We start from the raw sequence: 20157 nt of genomic DNA, 5'->3' as shown, positions 1-20157 counted from the left end.
AACGAGGGAGGAAGATATGGACGTAGAAAACGAGTTTGGAATAATCGAACGGTTCAGACAGCATACTGCTGAGTATGCTGTCCGGTGGGCTGCTTAATGAAAAATTCGTGGGGATCCCTCAGGGTCTGAATAGATGAAAAGCGAGTTTGTAATTACAAACCAGATTTAGACATCTCCAACTGCGCGACAGCTTATGGGCTCTCGTCTTTCGTCAAACTTACCTGCCTGGCGCAAAAACTCAGCAAACAAGACGGTCAGGGGGCTTGTCTATATATCAACAGCAACCTTAACTCACATGTTTAATAATTTATTTGTATTAGAATAAGCTAATCTTGTTATTTCCTTTGGTTATATTTATATATATTATTTGCATAAGGCTGTAGCCACAATCGGGCAATCCTTAGGGAGTACAAGATGAGTCAAATACATGTAGAGGCCTTTTTAGACAAAGACAGTGAAACCTTCAGTTATGTCGTCAGTGATATTGCTTCAAAGCATGCTGTTATTATCGACCCTGTACTGGATTTTGATTACAAATCTGGTCGCACCGCCACACAAAGCGCAGCAGTTATTCTGTCTTATATTCAGCAACAGCATCTGACTGTGGACTGGGTGTTAGAAACTCATGCGCATGCCGACCATTTATCTGCCGCACCCTATTTCAAACAGCAGCTGGGTGCTCAGATTGGCATAGGCGCACAGATCACACAGGTGCAAACTATCTTTAAGCAGGTGTTCAATCTGGAAAAAGAGTTTTTGCCCAACGGTGCACAATTTGACCGGTTATTCCATGATGGTGAGATTATTCAAGTCGGAACTATGCAAATCCGGGTCATACATACTCCGGGTCATACGCCGGCTGATTTAGCTTATCTGGTGAATGAAGAAGCGGCTTTTGTTGGTGATACCCTCTTTATGCCGGATGTGGGCACGTCACGATGTGATTTCCCTGGCGGCAGTGCATCGACTTTATTCCATTCCATCAGCAGGTTATTGGCACTGCCTGCTGAAACCAAAATTTATGTTTGCCACGACTATCCAACGAAAGGGCGTGAGCATCACTATCAAACTACAGTAGGTGCTCAGCGTCAGCATAACATCCATGTGCGAGATGGTGTCACTGAAGCGCAATTTGTCGCCATGCGTGAAGCTCGTGATGCAACGCTTGCCATGCCAAGGCTGATTTTACCCTCTATACAGGTCAATATCCGGGCTGGTCATATGCCACCTGCCGACGAGCAGGGCAAGGTGTATTTAAAGTTACCTATCAATCAGTTGTGAGCCTAATCGGGGCTGGATGGTTTAAGCATAACGAGGTGATATTATGATACACGCGATATTAGGTGCCCTGTTTATTGGATTGAGTTTAGGGATTTTTGGCTCAGGCGGTTCTATCCTGACCGTACCTGTTCTGATGTATCTGGTGGATATGCCCGCAAATTTGGCCATAGCGTCGTCTTTGCTGATCGTGGCTGGGATCAGTTTATTCGGCAGTATTCCGAATATCTGGAATAACAGGGTATCCTGGCCTCACGTACTGCTGTTTGGCGTTCCCGGTATGCTGGGTACTTATGGTGGCGCCTGGTTGGGTACCTTAGTCGACAGTGTGGTTCAACTCTCTGTTTTTGTGCTACTGATGCTTGTTGCTGCCGTCATGATGTGGCGAAGTAATAACTCAGAGCAGAGCGCTGGCGAGATCAAGTTTTTAAAAGTGGCTCTGGACGGCCTTATTGTTGGTGTGATCACTGGTTTTGTTGGTGTGGGCGGCGGCTTTCTGATTGTACCAGCGCTGGTTCTGCTAGGTGGTGTGCCCATGGTGCTTGCTATTGGCACCAGCTTACTGATCATCACGCTTAAATCTTTCGTAGGTTTTGCCAAGTACTACGAAGTGCTCACGGCTCAGCAGTTTTCATTCGACTGGACAGTGATGGGCATTATGGTCGTGGGTGGGGTTGTCGGTAGTCTGTTTGGGTCATGGCTAGGTCACACACTGCCGAAAGAAAAACTGCAAAAAGCGTTTTCAGTATTCCTGATAGTGATGGCATCAGTGGTACTTACTCAATCCATTTTGAATTAATGAAGGTTCTCTGTATGAAAAGTTCGCAGCAATTAGTGAATGAGGCGAAAGCCAGAATAAAGGAAGTATCGGTACAGCAGTTGAGGTCTGCTTTGCAGGACCATCACACTGTATTGATCGATGTACGTGAACCTGATGAATATGCGCAGGGCTCCATTGACCGTTCGGTAAACTATCCGCGTGGTGTGCTGGAGATGCGCATCCATCAGCACCCGAGCGTCGGTGCACACTGCGATACTATGGCAGCACTGGAACAATTAGCTGCAAAGCCGGTGTATTTGATCTGCCGCTCTGGCGCCCGTTCGGCTTTGGCTGCCGACTCTTTAAGACAGATGGGATTTAGTCAGGCTATTTCTGTCGCCGGAGGTTTTCAGGCATGGCTGGATGCCAATTTTCCTATCCAATCTTAATACGCAGCAAAAAAACAAGCTCAGGCTAATTTTCTTCGTACAACTCATTATTTCCTTAAGTTTTCTTTAAGCTTCCTGACGCACACTGCATGCTAAATCGGTATGCAGGAGTGCGCTTATGTTGTCTTCTTATCAGTTCGACCCCTCTGTTGCGGTCAGATTGCCTGTGCAATCGGAAAACGACGCCAAGGCGCTTTTGCAGTTGGTGAAGGTTTCAGATGTGCAGCGTGCTTCCATTGAGCAGTTTATTGCCTCAGGTTTTGCCAAAGCGTATCAGGCTGATGTGCATAGTTTTATGCCCAATCTTTTGGGCGTAAGCCGCTCAGGTGAATGGCAGGCTGTGCTTGGACTTCGCTGTGCAGCCACACCCACAGCACAGGGCAGCGTTAAGACACATTTATTTATTGAGCATTATTTGCCAGCAGCTGTTGAACAAGTACTGGCAGAGCAGGGTATCCATGCAGAACGTTCTCAACTGATTGAAATTGGTCATTTATATGCCATTAACAGACAAAGTTTATTGCAGTTGTTTGTCTTAATGGCTTATGCACTCGATCAACTGAATTACCGGTATTTGTTATGTGCAGCGACCACACAAGTGCGCAGCATTTTAAGTCGCCACGGTATTGAGCTGACAGAGCTTGGCGAAGCGAAAGCTGAAGCTTTAGGCGAAGATGCGGCCAGTTGGGGCAGTTACTACGATACTAACCCAAAAGTTTGTGTAATGGATTTAGCTGCGGTGACTGGCCTTATTCACAGCGATGAAAAATTAACAGCGCTGGCCCATCAACACTGGCCACAGCTGCATCAGTTAGTCGCACGTTTACCGGAAGGAGACTGCTAATGCGTTTTGAATTACCAACAACAGCGGTACTGCGTGACTTAGCCAGTGGTGTGGCGTATTCACAGCTTCAAATCAAACAGCAGATGGCTTTATGGCAGGAATTATTGTTGGGGTATGGTGCACAGCGTATCGCTTTGGCGGCCAATAGTTCTGCGCAGTGGGCTTTACTCGATTTAGCTTGTCTGGACGCAAATTTACTCTTGGTGCCGCTACCCACTTATTTATCTGAAAGTCAGTGTGCTCATGTGATGGCGCAGCTGGAGCCTGATGTCTATATCACGGATCAGGAACAACTCTCGTCAGAATTTACCTTGCTGGAGCAAGTCGGGGATTTATTGTTGTATCGCCGTGAGCTAAAAAGTTCTGGTGCAGCTATTCCATCGACTTGCCAGAAAATTACTTTTACTTCGGGCTCTACAGGCCAGCCCAAGGGCGTGTGTTTGTCAGCCCAAAGTCAGTTCGATGTCGCCTTTAGTCTGCTGGAGCGCATCAACCAAAACGCACCTAAACATTTGTGTTTATTGCCGTTAAGCACCTTGCTGGAAAATATTGCCGGTATTTACGCACCTTTATTAGCGGGTGGCGAAGTGTTAATAGCGCCTGACTCCTTACGTGGCTTCAACGGTAGTCAATTAAGCAATCCGCAGGCCTTGCTAAGCCTTATCAGCGGCACAACACCAAAAAGTCTGATCCTCGTGCCTGAGCTGCTGCAACTATTGGTGATGGCGCGCGCTCAGGGCTGGCAAGCTCCGGCATCACTGGAGTTTATTGCCGTTGGTGGTGCTCACGTATCTGCAGCACTTTTGCAACAGGCTGCACGTCTTGGTTTACCTGTGTATCAGGGCTATGGCTTAAGCGAATGTGCGTCAGTGGTGGCTTTATCTGCTGTGGATGCCCGTCAGAGTTGTGCTTCAGAGCTTGAATTAGTCGGCTTGCCTCTAGCGCATCGCGATATTGAGATTATTAATGGCGAAATAGTCGTGAAACAGCCATTCCTGGGTTATTTAGGCGATGCAGAATCAGCAAGTGACAAAGTCTTTACCGGCGATTTAGGCGAGCTGGATGCACAAGGCCGGTTACGTATTTTAGGCCGTCGTAAAAACTTACTGATCTCAAGCCTGGGTCGAAATATTTCACCCGAATGGCCTGAGGCCTTATTAACTCAAAGCGGTTTAATTCGTCAGGCGGTGTTGGTGGGCGATGCTCAGCCTTATTGTGCCGCCTTGTTGTACGTAGCGGATACCAAAGCGCTAGCGCAGGTGCCAGCTTATCTGGCGCAGGTGAACCAGCAGTTACCCGATTACGCGCAAATTAAAGCCTATCAGTTGTTAACGCAACCTTTGTCTGTGGCCGATGGCACCTTAACCGCCAATGGCCGGCCACGCCGAGCTGAGGTATTTAAGAAATACCAAAGCGAAATCAATAATTTATTTGTTTCTAATCATGTTATTGGAGAGTCCTATGAGTTTTTATCAAACGCTGGTTAATGCAACCCAGGCAGAGCGTGCTTATTTACTGGAAGCTCCGATGATCCGTCGTACTTTCGCAGGCGACTTTACTCTGGATCATTATGTAGCTTTTTTAAATCAGGCTTACCACCATGTTAAACACACAGTACCCTTGTTGATGTCGGTTGGGGCTTTATTACCTGAATCGAAAGAGTGGCTGCGTGAAGCCGTAGCTGAATATATTGAAGAGGAATTAGGGCATCAGGAATGGGTATTAAACGACATTGCCGCTTGTGGTTATGACAAAGAGCAGGCAAGACGCAGCACTCCGGCTTTTGCTACTGAGCTGATGGTGTCTTATGCCTACGACTCGGTGCGCCGGGTGAATCCATTGTGCTTCTTTGGCATGGTGCTGGTGTTGGAAGGCACCTCTATTGCTTTAGCAGAGCAGGCCGCCAGTAAAATTGCCGGCACCTTACAGCTGCCACGTAAGGCGTTTAGTTATCTGAACTCGCATGGCGCTTTGGATCAGGACCATATCAAGTTCTTTGAAAGCCTGATGGACAAGATCACCGATCCAACCGATCAGGCGCTGATTATCCACAGTGCAAAACGCTTTTTTCACTTATACGGCGATGTATTTCGTAGCCTGGAGCAACCTCATGGTCTGACTAAAAAAGTTGTGCCAGAGGAGGCGACCGTATGAGCTTGCTAGCAGGCAAAACTGTGCTGCTGACAGGGGCGACGGGTGGCATTGGGGCTGAAGTTGCCAGGCAATTAAGCGGCGAGGGCGCGCGGTTGATTTTAACTGGCCGCTCAGTTGAAAAACTGCGCGCCCTACAAAACCAACTGGCTGCTGAAACTTTAATTTACCCTTGTGATTTAACCAGCACTGCAGAGCAACAAGGCTTGCTGCAATTTTGCCAGCAGCAGGGCGGCATTGATGTGCTGATTAATAACGCGGGGATTAGTCAGTTTGGTTTGTGCCAGCAACAGCAGTTTAGCGATTTGGTCAGTATTAATCTGTTGGTGCCTATGCAGCTTTGTCAGCTGTTTCTGCCGATGTTGCATCAGCACAAAGGCCAAATTCTCAACGTGGGTTCGGCCTTTGGCAGCATAGGCCATCCCGGCTTTACCGGCTACTGCGCGACCAAGTTTGGCTTGCGTGGTTTTACTGAAGCCTTACAGCGAGAGTTAGCTGAGAGTGGCGTACAGGTGAAGTACTTCGCGCCAAGAGCCACAGAAACCAGTATTAACTCCAGCGATGTAGTGCAGCTGAATCAGCAGCTTGGCAATAGTATGGATAGTCCAACCTGGGTTGCAGCACAGTTGGTAAAACAACTGACATCGAATCAGCTTCGCCGTTTTCTCGGCTGGCCTGAACGGATTTTTGTTCGCCTGAACGGAGTATTCCCGGCTCTGGTCGATATGGGATTAAAAAGTAAACTCACACTCATTGAATTATTTGCAGTGGGCAAAAACCACTAAAGAGGTAAAGATGAACAGATTATCGAAAAAATTAGCCTTGGTCCCTGTATTTTTGTTAGCTTTTGCTACACAGGCCGATGTATTGCAGGATATTAAACCTTTACAGGACCGCTGGGCTGAAGTGAATTACAGCATGAGCGAAGAGCAAAAAGAACAAGCCTTTCCGGAGCTGGTCAAGCAAGCCAACGCTGTAGTGGCGGCCAATCCGGATAAAGCAGAAGCGCTGATCTGGCGTGGTATTATCAAATCCAGTTATGCCGGTGTAAAAGGCGGCTTGGGTGCTATGTCACTGGCTGAAGAGTCCAAAGCGGACCTTGAGGCCGCGCTTAAAATTGATAGCCAGGCTTTACAAGGTTCGGCTTACACCAGTTTAGGTGTGTTGTACTACAAAGTCCCAGGCTGGCCTATCGGCTTTGGTAGCGATAAAAATGCCAAAAAAATGTTGGAAAAAGCGCTGAGTATTAATCCTCAAGGTATTGATCCTAATTATTTTTATGCAGAATTTTTAACGGAAGAGCGCGACTACAAAGCCGCTATGAGTTACATTGAAAAGGCAAAGCAGGCAGCTCCGCGTCCGGATCGTATTAGTGCGGATCAGGGTAGGTTGCAGGAAATCGCTGCACTGGAAGCTAAAGTAGCGAAAAAGCTTAAACGTTAATCTGCATTGAAAAACCGGGGCGGGGCTTGGCCCCGCACGTATTTAGGTTCGAACACAGCGCTGCCAAAGTAATTGATGTTGCAGCGAGGCGGCAGGTAAAGCAGTCTCCATCAACATAGAGCGACTATGTGATTGGGGCGAGAGCGCGCAGCCAACAAAGCTGCGGCTTCAAGTACAAAGGCGGGAGAGCTATGAGACTATTGCTGGTCGAAGATGATCTGGACTTAGCCAAAGGCCTGGTGCTGGCCTTGTCCGGTCAGGGCTTTGCTGTCAATCATGTAAGTCTGGGTCAACATGCCTTAAGCAGCATTAAAGCCAAAGATTGCGATGCTGTGATCCTGGATTTAGGTCTGCCCGATATGGACGGTTTGGATGTACTGAAACAAAGCCGTCAAAAAGACACTCATTTGCCGGTCTTGGTGCTGACGGCCCGCGATGGAGTGGATGATCGTATTCGTGGCCTGGATTTAGGCGCAGATGACTACCTGGTGAAGCCTTTTGCCATGGCTGAGCTCTTTGCCCGTTTGCGTGTGATAGAGCGTCGTCTGGGCACTGCAGCCACTCACCTGATTAAGTTGCAGCAAGTCGAGTTGGATACCAGCGCGCATCTGGTAAGAGTTGAAGGTGAATCGGTAGGCTTGTCACGCCGCGAATATATGCTGCTAAAAGAGCTGATGGAGTCAGCTGGCCGGATTAAAACCCGCGAGCAGCTTGAAGCAAGTTTGTATGCCTGGGGTGAGGAAGTCGCCAGCAACGCGCTTGAAGTACATATCTCTAATTTGCGGAAAAAACTGCCGAAAGATTTTATTAAAACTCTACGAGGCGTAGGGTACAGTGTGAGTGCGGCCTGACGCTATGAGGTCACTACGCCGCTATTTAGTCACAGTGCTGATTGCGCTTTTTACGTTGATAAGCTTTGTTGCTGCGTTACAAAGCTATAAACAAAGCGTGAGCCGCGCCGAAGCTTTGTTTGATCAGGATTTACAGGTGCTGGCGTCCAGTTTATCGCAGCAGTATAAGGCAGATTCAGCGCAAGAGTTAGGTCTGGCGTTGCAAGTCTGGCAGCAAGGTAAGCTGGTGTATCGTAGCGCTTTGGCCCCTGAACGTACGATGTCGGACGCTGAAGGTTTTAGTGAGCATAATTTTGGCGGTAAAAGGTGGCGGGTATTTCGTCAAACCCCCAACGATGTGCTTACGGTGATAGTGGCGCAACCCCTGCAACAACGGCAGCAATTGGCAGATGAAGTGATCACGGCCTCTATTTATCCTGTTGTGCTGAGTTTGCCGCTACAAGCCGTATTGATTTGGTTAGTGGTGAGTAAAGCCTTATCACCAATCCAACGTTTTTCTGCTCAGCTGTCGTCAAAAAAAGCTAATGATTTAAGTCCGGTAGAGCTGGATCAGGTTCCGGCGGAGCTGGATCAGATGCTGAAAACCACTAATCAGTTATTTGCCCGTTTAGGCGATGCCTTTGAGCGGGAAAAACGTTTTGCCTCTGATGTAGCGCACGAGCTGCGTACTCCTTTAAGCGTATTACAAGTCAACCTGCACAATGCATCGCAGCAGTGGCAGCGCAGTGGTATCAGCGATCCTGAAGGTTCGATGTTGGCTTTACAGTCAGGTGTTGAGCGGATGAGCGCGCTGATTGAACAGATTATGCTTTTGAACCGCACCAATCCTGAGCATTTTCAGGCTCGGACAGAACAGTTGGATTTGGCAGGTTTATGCCGTCAGGTGGTGGCCGATTGGTATCCACAAATTGATAATAAACAGCAACAAATAGAACTGCTGGGGCTGGAGCATTTGTCACTGAAAGGCGACGCTTTTGCCTTGCGTTTGCTGGTCAGCAATCTGGTGGGCAATGCCAGTAAATACACTCAGACTGGCGGTACTATTCAACTGGAGTTATCTGCTACACAGGACAAAGCTGTGTTGGTGGTGCAGGATAATGGCCCAGGCATAGCGCCGCAAGAATACAGCAGAGTCTTTGATCGTTTCTATCGGGTCGGAGGTGACAGGCATCAATCCGGTACTACAGGTTCAGGGCTGGGGCTTGCTATAGTGCGGGACATCGTGATTTTGCATCAAGGTCAAATTCGGCTTGGGCCTTCGGATTTTAGTAGTGGACTAAAAGTGACAGTGGAGCTGCCGCTTTGAAAAACAAAGAGTTAAAAAGAAGATCCTTGAAAAAAAATAAGGATAATGCCTTATCTGTTGCCGCTTTATTCTTTCTGACTTTGCCTGCTGTGGCGGAGCAACATATATTTGAGCTGAAGATTAAAGATCATCTGTTTCAACCATCTGTGCTTTACGTGCCCGCAGGTGAGAAGGTAAAGCTTATGGTGCTGAATCAGGATCCGTCGCCTGAAGAGTTTGAAAGTTTCAGCTTAAATCGCGAAAAAGTCATTTTAGGTAAAGGTAAAGCAACTTTATTTGTCGGGCCTTTGAAACCCGGAGAATACCAGTTTTTTGGCGAATACAATCCAGACAGCGCACAAGGGGTACTGATCGCTCTGCCCGAAGCCGAGTGGCAACAGCATAAGGCAAATCATGCTTATTAATACGGTACTGATGTTTTTACGCGAGCTATTACCGCTTTGTATACTGCTGGCCACTTTACTGGTGTGGCACAGAGTTCTTTGGCGTCAGTTTGCTTTGTATTTTGCCTTGCCCTCGTTGCTGCTACTCAGCGTTGTCAGCCTGAAAATGGTCTGGATCTCCGAGCAACTGGACGGTTTAGGACTGGAGCTGTTGTACAGCTTGTTTTATCTGAGCTGTTTTATCTTGCTTTGTGTCTCAGCCCTCAAAGCTCAGTACGCACTATGGACTTCAGCTTTGGCTGCTGCGTGTTTATTCAGTATCAGTGGCAGTAACTTATTGTTATATATTTGGCTACCGACACAGACTGAAAATACCCCCGCTGATTTGTTGTTAGGTGCGGCTTTAGGTGTTGGCATTGGTGCCAGCATCGCTGTGCTTTGGTATTACCTTTTAACTGAACTAAAGCAATGGCGCAGCAGCAGTTTTGCCTTGTTGTTGTCCTTGTCTGGTGCCAGGCAGGTGATGATGGCATCGGCTCTGTTGATCCAATCTGACTGGTTGGTCGCCGGGCCGCAGCTCTGGCAAACCGAGCAGTGGTTGTCGGAGCAGTCCGAATTAGGTTTCTTTTTGCAGGCACTTATGGGTTATGAAGCGACACCCAGCCTGTCGCAGGTCCTGTCGTATCTGTTGTGTTTTGTTGTGTTGTTCTGGTGTTGCAGCTTGATGGAGAGAAAAAGATGAAGCTTTACAGCAAAGAGGCCGTAGTAAAAGCTTTGTGTTTTGTTTGTTTGGCCACAGGCACACAAGCATGGGCTGATGGCAGGGTGGTGGATAAGGTGTATCACCCTTATGTACAGCCGCTGGAGCGTGAGTTTGAATACCGCTATTTTTATCAGCGGCAGGCCGATCATCCGGACAACAATACCATGGGCCAGAAACTAGGTTATGGCTTTTCGCTCTCTGAACGCACTGCGCTTGAAATTTACGCTATCGCCGACCGGGTCCACGACCAAGACTACAAGTTATCGGGATACGAGTTGGAGCTGCGTTGGATGCTGACCGAACAAGGCCAGTACAGTGCGGATTGGGGTATGCTGTTTGAGCTGGAACGGCAAAATAACCAGGACAATTACGAGTTCACCAGCGGCCTTTTAATGGAAAAAGAATTCGGCCCAACCAGTCTGACCTTAAATGCGTTGGCTGTGTATGAGTGGGGCCAAACCCTGAACGCCGAATGGGAGGGGGAGTTCCGTGCTCAGTACCGCTACCGCTGGTTACCCGCAGTGCAACCAGCCATTGAATTGTACGCCGGTGAAAACTACAAAGGTGCAGGTCCAAGCCTAATGGGGGTGCATAAGTTTGATAAACAAGAGCAGCTGAAATGGGAGCTGGCAGTCATAGTGGCTATCGACAACCAAACGGTCGATCGTACCTTACGTTTTGCGCTGGAATATGAGTTTTAGTGTTCAGTCGATACTGGCCACTGCGCCACTGACTTATTTCAATGCAAGCTTAAACCAATCCAGTTGGCTTTCAGAGACGGATTTTGCCTGCCCCAGCATACTTAAAAGACTGAGTAAATCCTGATTTTCTTCGGTATCGAGTAATTTCTTTACTCCCAGGCTCCAGCGGGAGAAGTCACGTTCCGCTATTTCTTTACGCAATAACAAACGCACGTTGTTATGGCGAGGATCATTGCAAATAGTGTTATACAAGCTATTAATAGCGTTAAATTCACCTTCTATATATTGCAGAAAATAACGATCGTTAAAAAGCAGAGCGCCGGTGATGTTCAGTTTTTGATTGTTACTCTCCGCTTGTAATTTGATATCGTTAATCACCTGATCACCATCGGCTCTGTAACGCTCGCTGATATACACCAATTGGTATAAATTCGCTTCAGCATTTTTAGTGATCATAGTACTGCTACTCCAGGCAAAATTAATCTCTGTTTCAGGGGGCGTGATTGAAGCTGAACGGTATAAAAGCGCATGCCGGCCTGAAGTGGCTTTTTACTGTGCTTAGCGTCGTTTTATCTCCGTTCGTGATCAGTCTGTACGTGCGGCCTATCAGGCGTCAAGTTTTTGCTTTAAATACTCAGTGACTCACCGCTGACAACAGCTGTTCAGTGGTGCGCTGAGGTTATTTCTCTTAAGTTTGCCTTAAGTATCCACTTTTATGCTGGCTTTAATTAAAACTACAAGCCTGCCTCTATTTATGATTACTGCTGAAAAATCGTCTTTCTGGTCCAATTTATTTTGTTTAGGCCCTTTTCGTTATTTGATCCGCACTGCAGTTTTGGCTCTGGTGCTGTTGAGTTTGAGCAGACTGGCTTTGGTGGTATGGCAATACGATAGAGTGGAAGGCACGGACCTGATTTTCCAAGTGCTGCTGCAGGGGATACGTGCTGATATTATCGTCGTGTCTTTGCTGCTGGTGCTGCCCGTGCTGCTGATCCCTTTGGCGTTGGTGCGTGGGCTGAGCAAAATCTGGTTTCAATTCAGTTATGTGTGGTGCTTACTGGCTCTGGTGCTCTTGGTATTTATGGAGCTGGCGACCCCTGCCTTTATTTTGCAATATGATGTGCGGCCAAACCGGCTTTTTGTAGAGTATTTGAAATACCCGAAAGAGGTGCTTTCGACTTTATGGTTTGGTTTTCGCTTGCCTTTAGTTTTTGGTCTGGTTGCGACTCTGGCTTTAACCTGGTTAATGCGGCAGGTATTTCGTTCAGGAAAATGCAGCCTGAATCACTGGTCTTTATTTAAAACTCTTGGGCTTTGGTGTCTGGCGCTGGTACTGCTTTTTGCTGGTATTCGTTCGACCACAGATCACAGACCCGCTAATCCGGCCATATTCGCTATCACATCGGACTCTATGGTCAATTCGCTGGTGTTAAGTTCCGGTTATTCAGTGCTGTATGCTTTGTATAACCTGAAGCATGAAGCGCGCTCCAGTGAGATTTATGGCAAATTGCCGATAGAACAGATGCTGAAACAAAGTCTGGACTGGCCCTGGTTAAAATCTTATCAGTTTAACAATCCACACTACCCAACCGCCCATTGGCAACAGGCGGTGATGAAGCGTGAAAAGCCACTGAATCTGGTAATCGTACTGCAGGAAAGTCTGGGCGCTACTTTTGTAAAGTCTTTAGGTGGTTTGGCCGTCACGCCTGAACTTGAACAATTAAAGCAACAAGGCATCTGGTTTGAAAATTTGTATGCCACAGGCACCCGTTCTGTGCGTGGTATTGAAGCTGTAGTAGCTGGGTTTCCGCCCACGCCTGCGCAAAGCACTGTGAAGTTATCCAATAGCCAGCAGCATTTCACTACGCTTGCGTCCATCCTGAAAGCTCAGGGTTATCACACCCAGTTTATTTATGGTGGTGAAGCGCATTTTGACAATATGCGCAGCTTTTTTACCGGCAATGGTGTGGATCAGATTGTCGATCAAAGCCAGATGCAAAACCCGGTATTTACTGGCAGTTGGGGCGCCAGTGATGAAGATTTGTTTAACACAGCGGATCAGCAGTTAACGGCTTTACATCGACAAAACAAGCCATTTTTTAGCCTGATTTTTACCTCGAGCAATCATGAGCCTTTTGAGTTTCCGGATGGCCGCATCGAGTTAAACGAAGAGCCAAAAGCTCGTGTCAATAACGCGGTGAAATACGCCGACTGGGCTATGGGGCAGTTTTTCAGAAAGGCCAAACAAAGCGATTATTGGCAAGATACCTTGTTTTTGATAGTGGCCGATCATGACAACAGAGTGTATGGCAACAACCTGATCCCGGTCGAAAAGTTCCATATTCCGGGGCTGATTTTAGGTGCTGATACAAAACCAGAGCTGCTGACCTCCCTTGCCAGTCAGATTGATCTGGCGCCCACCTTATTATCTATGATGGGTATATCCAGTTGCCATACCATGACAGGCCGTGATTTTACGCTGGACCGAAAGAGTCCGGGCCGCGCTTTGCTGCAGTTTGAAAACTATTTCGCCTTGATGCAGCAAGGACCACAGCAGCCAGAATTAGTGATCCTAAAACCTAACGGTGAAACCGTTGCCGGGTTGTATCAGCCCCAACAGAAAAAAATAAATTTAAGCGCTCAGGCTGTGTCGCTTGCAGATAAAAACACTGCTCTGGCTTTAGTGCAGTTGCCTTCCTATTTATACAGAGAGCAGAAAAACTCCAGTTCCGCTCATTGCGGGCAACACGGATCCAATCGAATGAAAACGGCGGAATGATCCGGCCGTTTTTTATGCTTTAAGTATGTCTTAAGTTTTGAGCTTTAGTTTGAAGGCTACAACAGCAGTGACTGACCCGGAGTAGACATTTTGCCTCTTTTAACTTCTTATGCTGGCACTTTAATAAAAACAACAATGAAAACAGTGCTGCTGCCTTTGCTTATTTTGGGCCTGATGTTTTATTTGTGTTACCAGTTGAAACTGGATTTTGTAGTGGCCGACTGGTTGTATCAACTGCAAGGGAGCCGTTGGGTTTTACAGCAACATTGGCTGATGCAGACGATTTTACATGACAGAGTGCGGGATTTAAATCTGATGCTGGTCGTGGCGTTGAGTTGCTACGGAGTATGGCTGTACTTTGCCGGACAATCTGCTGTGCTGCGCCGTGCTGTGGCGACTTTGTTGTGTTCAGTACTCAGTTGTTTTGCTGTGGTTTCCTTACTGAAGCATGTTTTACCTATGGAATGCCCATGGGATCTGCAGCAGTTTGGCGGAGATCTGCCATTTTATGGCCTGTTGGAGCCAAGACCTGAGGGCACACCCATTCATCTGTGTTTTCCGGCTGGGCATGCCAGCATAGGCTTTGCCTGGCTTGGGCTTTATTATTTTTTCCTCGATGTTAAGCCGCAGTGGGCCTCCAACGCTTTGATTGGTGCTGCGGTGACAGGCTTGCTTCTGGGGGCAGTACAACAAAGCCGTGGCGCTCATTTTTTCTCTCATGATATTGCTACCGCCGCTATTTGCTGGGCACTTTGCAGTGTCATTTATTATAGCCGGCGACAAAGACTGAGTTTTGATACTTCGGGTACATCTGCTGGAGGGCGCCAGAATGGCTGAGTCCTTGATTTCTGCGTTACCGACGGCGAGCGTACATCAAAGTGCGGTTCAGGTACAAAAGCTCTGGCATCCGTTATGGTTTGCGCTGATTTCTGCGCTTGGTATGACGTTGCTGCTCAATGGACCTTTTTTGTCCAGTATTCAGGCTAAAGTTCCAGGTCAGTTTAAATTGCAGCTCAGTTTGATTTTATTGTTGTTTTTACTGAATTTTTTACTGTCTGTTTTAGCGAGTTTCAGAGTAATTCAAAAACCTGTGATGCTGCTGTTGTTTGCCGCTGGGGCTGTGAGTTATCACTTTATTACCAGCTTTGGCATAGTGATTGACACTTCTATGCTACAAAACGCTATGGAAACGGATGCAGCAGAGGCGAGGGGATTGCTCAGTATTACTATGCTATGGACTGTCTGCACTCTGATGTTGTTTCCGTTGCTGTGTAGTAGTCTGATCAAAGTTCGGGTGATGCCATTGCGGCAGTTTTTGCTGCATTGGTTGTTTTGTCTGGTGCTGATTTTCGTTGCGCTTTTTAGTCTGGCTGCGTCCGCTTATTCAGATCTTGCGCCTTTTTTCCGTAATTTCAGGGATATTAAACATCTGGCTTTGCCTGTCAGTCCTGTATCTGCCGCGGTATCCTTTTCCGGTTCCTGGTTAAAAAGCCGTTTCCCTGAGCAATTTATACAGCTCGGTACTGATGCTGTGCAACCTGTTGCTGCGAAAACAGCAAAACCTCGATTGGTCGTGCTGGTTCTGGGAGAAACGGCGCGAGCGGATCATTTTCAGCTCAATGGATATCACAGAGCCACTAACCCCGGATTATCTGTCTTACCTCTGTACAGTTTTCGCGATGTCAGCTCTTGCGGCACAGCCACAGCGCATTCTGTACCTTGTATGTTTTCCGCTATGGGGCGCGATAAATATGTCGAGTCTGTAGCAAAAAACTCCAGTAATGTGCTGGATATACTTAAGCGCAGTGGTATAGCTGTCAGCTGGTTTGATAACAATTCGGGCTGCAAAACGGTGTGTGACAGAGTACCTTCGGAGTTTTTATTTAACGACAGCACCAATCCACTCTGTAAAGACGGGCAATGTCAGGACGAGATTTTAGTACAGGCATTGCAAGCTCAGCTCACTAAACAATACAGCTCAGATCGGCTTATTGTGTTGCACCAGTTGGGCAGTCATGGCCCTGAGTATTTCAAACGTAGCTCTGATAGCCAAAAGCACTTTTTACCAGAATGTACCAACAAACAACTGCAATTGTGTCAGCAAGCTGAAATTACCAATGCCTATGACAACAGCATTGTGGCGACTGACGAGCTGCTTAGTCGTATTATCCAAACCTTACAGGGCCAGCAGGACTATCAGACGGCGATGCTGTATCTGTCTGATCACGGTGAATCGCTGGGTGAAAACGGTGTTTATTTGCATGGTTTACCTTACTGGATGGCGCCTGATGCCCAGACCAAAGTACCTATGTTGTGGTGGATGTCGGATACTTATGCCAGTACTCAGCAGTTAAAAGCTGAATGCATGGCGCAAAGAACAACACAAAAGCTCAGCCATGACAATTTGTTCCATAGTTTGTTGGGCATTTTTCAAATTAGCAGCAAAATTCATCGACAAAGTCTGGATGTATTTCGCCCCTGCTGAGCCGGAAAATCTATCTTTTAGTCATAATCAGCTTCAGGTAATCTGGTGGTTGATGCCGATGAAAGGAAACAGCATGAACCGTACTTTATTTATCAACTTAGCTGCGGCCGATTTAAAAGCCTCCACCGACTTTTATTTGCAGCTGGGTTTTGGTTTTCATCCGCAGTTTAGTGACAATACAGCCAGTTGCATTGTGCTCGGCGATCACTTGTACCTGATGTTGCTCAGCAAAGAGAAGTTTGTCTCTTTTAGCCCGAATCCTTTAATTAACAGCCATCAGCAAACCCAAGTGCTGAACTGCTTAAGTTGCCACAGCAAAGCTGAAGTGGATGAATTGGTGCAAAAGGCGGTTGATGCGGGTGGCAGAACTTATAACCAGCCCCAGGATCATGACTTTATGTATGCGCATGGTTTTCAGGATTTGGATGGTCATGTCTGGGAACTGTTGTATATGGAAATGCTGCAAGCTTCTGTTTGAAACTCGCTTCTTGCGCTCAGTTGAGTATATAATCCGACAATATTTTATGTCTCCAAACTGACACCTTTGCTGTCGGTGCATTTAGATAAGGATTTGAATTTTATGGCGGACGTTGAACATCGCCCCACTAACTTTATTCGTCAGATCATCGATGCCGATCTGGCTTCAGGTAAACACAACACCACTGTTACCCGTTTCCCGCCAGAGCCGAATGGTTATCTGCACATAGGTCATGCCAAATCGATTTGTCTGAACTTTGGTATAGCGCAGGATTACAACGGTCAGTGTAACTTGCGTTTTGACGACACCAATCCTGAAAAAGAAGACATCGACTTTGTAAATTCAATTCAGCAAGACGTGCAATGGTTAGGCTTTCACTGGTCTGGTCATGTGCGTTATTCCTCAGATTACTTTGATACCTTATATGGTTATGCGGTGGAGCTGATTAACAAAGGTTTGGCTTATGTTTGTTTTTTAAATGCTGAACAAATGCGTGAATACCGTGGCAATTTAACTCAGCCTGGTAAAAATAGCCCAACCCGTGACACTTCACCTGCAGAAAACCTGGCCTTGTTTGAAAAAATGCGAGCCGGTGGTTTTAAAGAAGGCGAGTGTTCGCTGCGCGCTAAAATTGATATGAGCTCAGCTTTTATCTGTATGCGCGACCCGGTGATTTACCGCGTTAAGTTTGCTCACCACCATCAAACCGGTGACAAGTGGTGCATTTATCCAATGTACGACTTCACCCACTGTATTTCCGATGCGCTGGAAGGCATTACCCATTCGCTATGTACGCTGGAATTCCAGGACAACCGTCGTTTATACGACTGGATTTTGGATAACATCACTATTGATTGTCATCCACAGCAAATCGAATTCTCTCGTCTGAACCTTGAGTATCAGGTGATGAGTAAACGTAAGCTACATACGCTGGTCGAGGGTGGTCATGTTGCAGGTTGGGATGACCCTCGTATGCCTACTATTGCAGGTTTACGTCGCCGCGGTTTTACGCCAGCGTCACTACGTGAATTCGCAAAACGTATTGGTGTCACCAAACAAGACAACATGATTGAAATCAGCGCTTTGGACTCTTGTATCCGTGAAGATCTCGACGCCAATGCACCGCGGGCTATGGCGGTCATTGATCCGTTAAAAGTCACCATCAGCAACTACAACGGCGCCGATGTGGAATGGTTAGAGGTTCATAACCATCCAAAAGAAGAAAGCATGGGCAGCCGTAAAGTACCCTTTGGCCGTACTTTATATATAGATCGTGCCGACTTCCGTGAAGAAGCCAATAAAAAGTACAAACGTATGGTGACAGGGGGCGAAGTACGCTTACGTGGCGCTTATGTGATTCGTGCTGATGAAGTGATTAAAAACGAAGCCGGCGATATTGTTGAACTGATTTGTTCGTACGATCCGGAGACTTTAGGTGTGAATCCAGCCGATGGCCGTAAAGTGCGTGGTGTGATTCACTGGGTAGAAGCGTCACAAGCTGTGCCTGCTGAATTCCGTATTTACGACAAGTTATTCACAGTGGCAAACCCTGCTGCTGAAGAAGACTTTTTAGCTGTGATTAACCCGGCCTCACTTACAGTGAAAACAGGTTGGGTTGAGCCAAGCTTAAAAACAGCTGAAGCAGAAAAAGCTTTCCAGTTTGAGCGGGAAGGGTATTACTGTGCCGACAACAAAGATTCAACGCCAGATCATTTAGTCTTTAACCGCACCGTAGCGCTGCGCGACACCTTCTTCGAAGATTAAAACCTTTCATTCGGGTCAGAGTAAAATTAAACCTACTGGTCTAATTTTACTCTGACCCGATTTCTTCTAGACTCTAAGCAGTTCATTTTTCAGGATATGCCTGATGTACAGATCGCGCTTTTATCTGCTGCTTTGTCTGGCGTTTTTTCCCTTAAACTCGTTGTCTGCTGACATTGTGCGTTATCCAGCCATCGAAGATTCAGCTGATAAACGTTCAAACTATCCTATTGCTTTACTTGAACTTGCTTTAAAAAAAGCCGGCAGTACTGCCACTTTGCAAAGTACTTCTGCGCGAGTGTCCAAAAGCCGGGCTTTGCATTTATTGGAAACCGGCCTTGAACTGGATGTAGTCTGGACCATGACATCTATTGAGCGTGAAAAACGCTTTTTACCTATACGTATCCCCATTTACAAAGGCCTGGGTAGCTACAGGTTGTTACTGATCAGAGGTGAAGATCAGGCAAAGTTCAGCGCTTTAAAAGATGACGCTGCACTGAAACAGCTCATGCTGTCGCAGGTGCATGACTGGGTAGACACCGATGTTTTGCGTCAGAACAAATTTAAAGTGCTGAACGCTTCCAGCTATCAGAGTTTGTTTCAGATGTTGCTACACAAAAGAGTGGATGCGGTGCCACGCAGTGTGCTGGAAATAGAAGCTGAGCAGCAACTTTTTGCAGCGCAAGGGCTAGATATTGAAACCGATTGGCTGCTGCATTATCCGGGGGCTGTGTATTTTTTTGTGTCGAATAAAAATCCGCAACTGGCAGAAAAAATTGAGTCGGGTTTACGCAAGGCACTCAAAGATGGCAGCTTTGATCTATTGTTCCAAAAACACTTTGTCAGTCAGTTAAAAACAATGAGGTTGTCAGAGCGTAAACTGGTTGAACTTCAAAACCCATTGTTACCTCCGGAAACGCCGCTGAGGGAGTCAGTCCTCTGGTACAAGCCGAATTAACTATTTTTTTGTTGTATTACTAGCCTGATCTGCTTTAGATTCAACGCATTAACCTCTTGCGATCCGGAGTCGAAGTGGACGTTTTTTTCGCCGTACTGTTTTTTGCCTTTTCTACCACCATCACCCCAGGTCCGAACAACATCATGATGTTGTCCTCCGGCGTGAACTATGGTGTTAAAGCCAGCCTGCCGCATTTTTTCGGTATTTGTTTTGGTTTCCCGTTGATGGTGTTGTTGGTTGGTTTAGGTTTTGGCGTGGTATTTGAACGTTTTCCCCAGCTGCATCTCTGGATCAAAATCATAGGTGTGTTGTATTTACTGTGGCTGGCCTGGAAAATTGGTTCCAGCACGCCCAGCAGTATTGAAGGCTCAGACGCTAAACCTTTTAGTTTTTTGCAAGCTGCTTTATTTCAGTGGGTCAATGGCAAAGCCTGGATCATGGCCTCCGGTGCTGTGGCAGCTTTTACGACTGTCTCCGGCAACGCCTGGTGGGATGTGACTCAAATCACGACCGCCTTTTTACTGGTCAGTTTCCCTTGTGTGGGAGTCTGGTTAACCTGTGGCGCTTTGCTTCGTTCAGTACTCAATCAACCTTTGTATCAGCGTGTTTTTAACTGGGCTATGGCACTTTTATTGGTGGTATCGGTAGGGCCTGTGCTGGCTGAGCTTTATGCACAGTGGATGCTGTAAATGTTGATTATTCAGAGTTTATCTTTTTGTTATCGCTTAAGTTTTTAGTCTACACTTCGCTTGTTATCACTGGCTCAG

General features: G+C 46.9%; 21 protein-coding genes. 20 read left to right on the top strand and 1 reads right to left on the bottom strand.

Translation table 11 applies throughout. From position 1 onward, the window contains the following. Nucleotides 1-414: 414 nt before the first annotated feature. The 13 genes from IEW88_RS14060 (at nt 415) to IEW88_RS14000 (ending at nt 10929) form a co-directional block, all read left to right on the top strand. On the top strand, nt 415-1281 hold the full coding sequence (locus tag IEW88_RS14060) for an MBL fold metallo-hydrolase (protein ID WP_147904615.1): 867 nt from the start codon (nt 415-417) through the stop codon (nt 1279-1281). 43 nt (nt 1282-1324) lie between these two features. Continuing rightward, a complete protein-coding gene (locus IEW88_RS14055) occupies nt 1325-2077 on the top strand; it encodes a sulfite exporter TauE/SafE family protein (RefSeq protein WP_185148613.1) in 753 nt (250 codons plus the stop codon). Nucleotides 2078-2091: 14 nt separating this feature from the next. Next, on the top strand, nt 2092-2487 hold the full coding sequence (locus IEW88_RS14050; RefSeq protein WP_147904616.1) for a rhodanese-like domain-containing protein: 396 nt from the start codon (nt 2092-2094) through the stop codon (nt 2485-2487). A 118-nt stretch (nt 2488-2605) separates the two neighbouring features. Continuing rightward, nucleotides 2606-3331, top strand: coding sequence for a thermostable hemolysin (locus IEW88_RS14045; RefSeq protein ID WP_147904617.1), 726 nt, complete (start codon nt 2606-2608; stop codon nt 3329-3331). Then, nucleotides 3331-4818, top strand: coding sequence for an AMP-binding protein (locus IEW88_RS14040; protein ID WP_147904618.1), 1488 nt, complete (start codon nt 3331-3333; stop codon nt 4816-4818). Before IEW88_RS14045 ends, IEW88_RS14040 begins: the two co-directional genes overlap by 1 nt. Continuing rightward, the gene (locus IEW88_RS14035; protein WP_053424940.1) at nt 4793-5485 is read left to right on the top strand and encodes an iron-containing redox enzyme family protein; all 693 of its coding nucleotides are present in this window, start codon (nt 4793-4795) and stop codon (nt 5483-5485) included. The genes IEW88_RS14040 and IEW88_RS14035 overlap by 26 nt, the downstream gene beginning before the upstream one ends. Continuing rightward, a complete protein-coding gene (locus IEW88_RS14030) occupies nt 5482-6267 on the top strand; it encodes an SDR family oxidoreductase (RefSeq protein ID WP_147904619.1) in 786 nt (261 codons plus the stop codon). The genes IEW88_RS14035 and IEW88_RS14030 overlap by 4 nt, the downstream gene beginning before the upstream one ends. A gap of 10 nt (nt 6268-6277) precedes the next feature. Beyond that, the gene (locus IEW88_RS14025; protein ID WP_147904620.1) at nt 6278-6925 is read left to right on the top strand and encodes a tetratricopeptide repeat protein; all 648 of its coding nucleotides are present in this window, start codon (nt 6278-6280) and stop codon (nt 6923-6925) included. Nucleotides 6926-7116: 191 nt separating this feature from the next. Then, nucleotides 7117-7776 (top strand): response regulator, encoded by a 660-nt coding sequence (locus IEW88_RS14020; protein WP_053424943.1) that lies wholly within the window; start codon nt 7117-7119, stop codon nt 7774-7776. 4 nt (nt 7777-7780) lie between these two features. Next, nucleotides 7781-9082 carry an ATP-binding protein gene (locus tag IEW88_RS14015; RefSeq protein ID WP_147904621.1) on the top strand — a complete coding sequence of 434 codons (1302 nt, stop codon included), beginning with the start codon at nt 7781-7783 and terminating at the stop codon, nt 9080-9082. A 26-nt stretch (nt 9083-9108) separates the two neighbouring features. Continuing rightward, nucleotides 9109-9486, top strand: coding sequence for a cupredoxin domain-containing protein (locus IEW88_RS14010; protein ID WP_229670499.1), 378 nt, complete (start codon nt 9109-9111; stop codon nt 9484-9486). Next, the gene (locus IEW88_RS14005; RefSeq protein WP_147904623.1) at nt 9476-10207 is read left to right on the top strand and encodes a hypothetical protein; all 732 of its coding nucleotides are present in this window, start codon (nt 9476-9478) and stop codon (nt 10205-10207) included. Before IEW88_RS14010 ends, IEW88_RS14005 begins: the two co-directional genes overlap by 11 nt. Next, complete coding sequence (locus IEW88_RS14000; RefSeq protein ID WP_053424947.1) at nt 10204-10929, top strand: hypothetical protein; 726 nt, start codon at nt 10204-10206, stop codon at nt 10927-10929. Before IEW88_RS14005 ends, IEW88_RS14000 begins: the two co-directional genes overlap by 4 nt. 33 nt (nt 10930-10962) lie before the next feature. Here the strand turns inward: IEW88_RS14000 and IEW88_RS13995 are convergent, their stop codons facing one another. Continuing rightward, complete coding sequence (locus tag IEW88_RS13995; protein WP_147904624.1) at nt 10963-11385, bottom strand: BLUF domain-containing protein; 423 nt, start codon at nt 11383-11385, stop codon at nt 10963-10965. 259 nt (nt 11386-11644) lie between these two features. Here IEW88_RS13995 and IEW88_RS13990 point away from each other — a divergent pair, with 259 nt between their 5' ends. From IEW88_RS13990 to IEW88_RS13960, 7 genes are all read left to right on the top strand, one after another. Beyond that, nucleotides 11645-13708 (top strand): LTA synthase family protein, encoded by a 2064-nt coding sequence (locus IEW88_RS13990; RefSeq protein WP_229670497.1) that lies wholly within the window; start codon nt 11645-11647, stop codon nt 13706-13708. A 135-nt stretch (nt 13709-13843) separates the two neighbouring features. After that, nucleotides 13844-14545 carry a phosphatase PAP2 family protein gene (locus IEW88_RS13985; protein WP_147904625.1) on the top strand — a complete coding sequence of 234 codons (702 nt, stop codon included), beginning with the start codon at nt 13844-13846 and terminating at the stop codon, nt 14543-14545. After that, the gene (locus tag IEW88_RS13980) at nt 14538-16193 is read left to right on the top strand and encodes a phosphoethanolamine transferase (RefSeq protein WP_147904626.1); all 1656 of its coding nucleotides are present in this window, start codon (nt 14538-14540) and stop codon (nt 16191-16193) included. The genes IEW88_RS13985 and IEW88_RS13980 overlap by 8 nt, the downstream gene beginning before the upstream one ends. Nucleotides 16194-16266: 73 nt before the next feature. Continuing rightward, a complete protein-coding gene (locus tag IEW88_RS13975) occupies nt 16267-16671 on the top strand; it encodes a VOC family protein (RefSeq protein WP_147904627.1) in 405 nt (134 codons plus the stop codon). Nucleotides 16672-16773: 102 nt separating this feature from the next. Then, complete coding sequence (gene glnS, locus IEW88_RS13970) at nt 16774-18435, top strand: glutamine--tRNA ligase (protein ID WP_053424951.1); 1662 nt, start codon at nt 16774-16776, stop codon at nt 18433-18435. 103 nt (nt 18436-18538) lie between these two features. Continuing rightward, nucleotides 18539-19390: a substrate-binding periplasmic protein gene (locus IEW88_RS13965; RefSeq protein ID WP_147904628.1), complete on the top strand. Its 852-nt coding sequence runs from the start codon at nt 18539-18541 to the stop codon at nt 19388-19390. Between the two features lie 74 nt (nt 19391-19464). Next, on the top strand, nt 19465-20079 hold the full coding sequence (locus tag IEW88_RS13960) for a LysE family translocator (RefSeq protein ID WP_053424953.1): 615 nt from the start codon (nt 19465-19467) through the stop codon (nt 20077-20079). The last annotated feature ends 78 nt before the right edge of the window (nt 20080-20157 follow it).

Source organism: Rheinheimera tangshanensis, assembly GCF_014645135.1.
GTDB lineage: Bacteria > Pseudomonadota > Gammaproteobacteria > Enterobacterales > Alteromonadaceae > Pararheinheimera > Pararheinheimera tangshanensis.
This window is presented reverse-complemented; position numbering and strand designations above follow the sequence as displayed.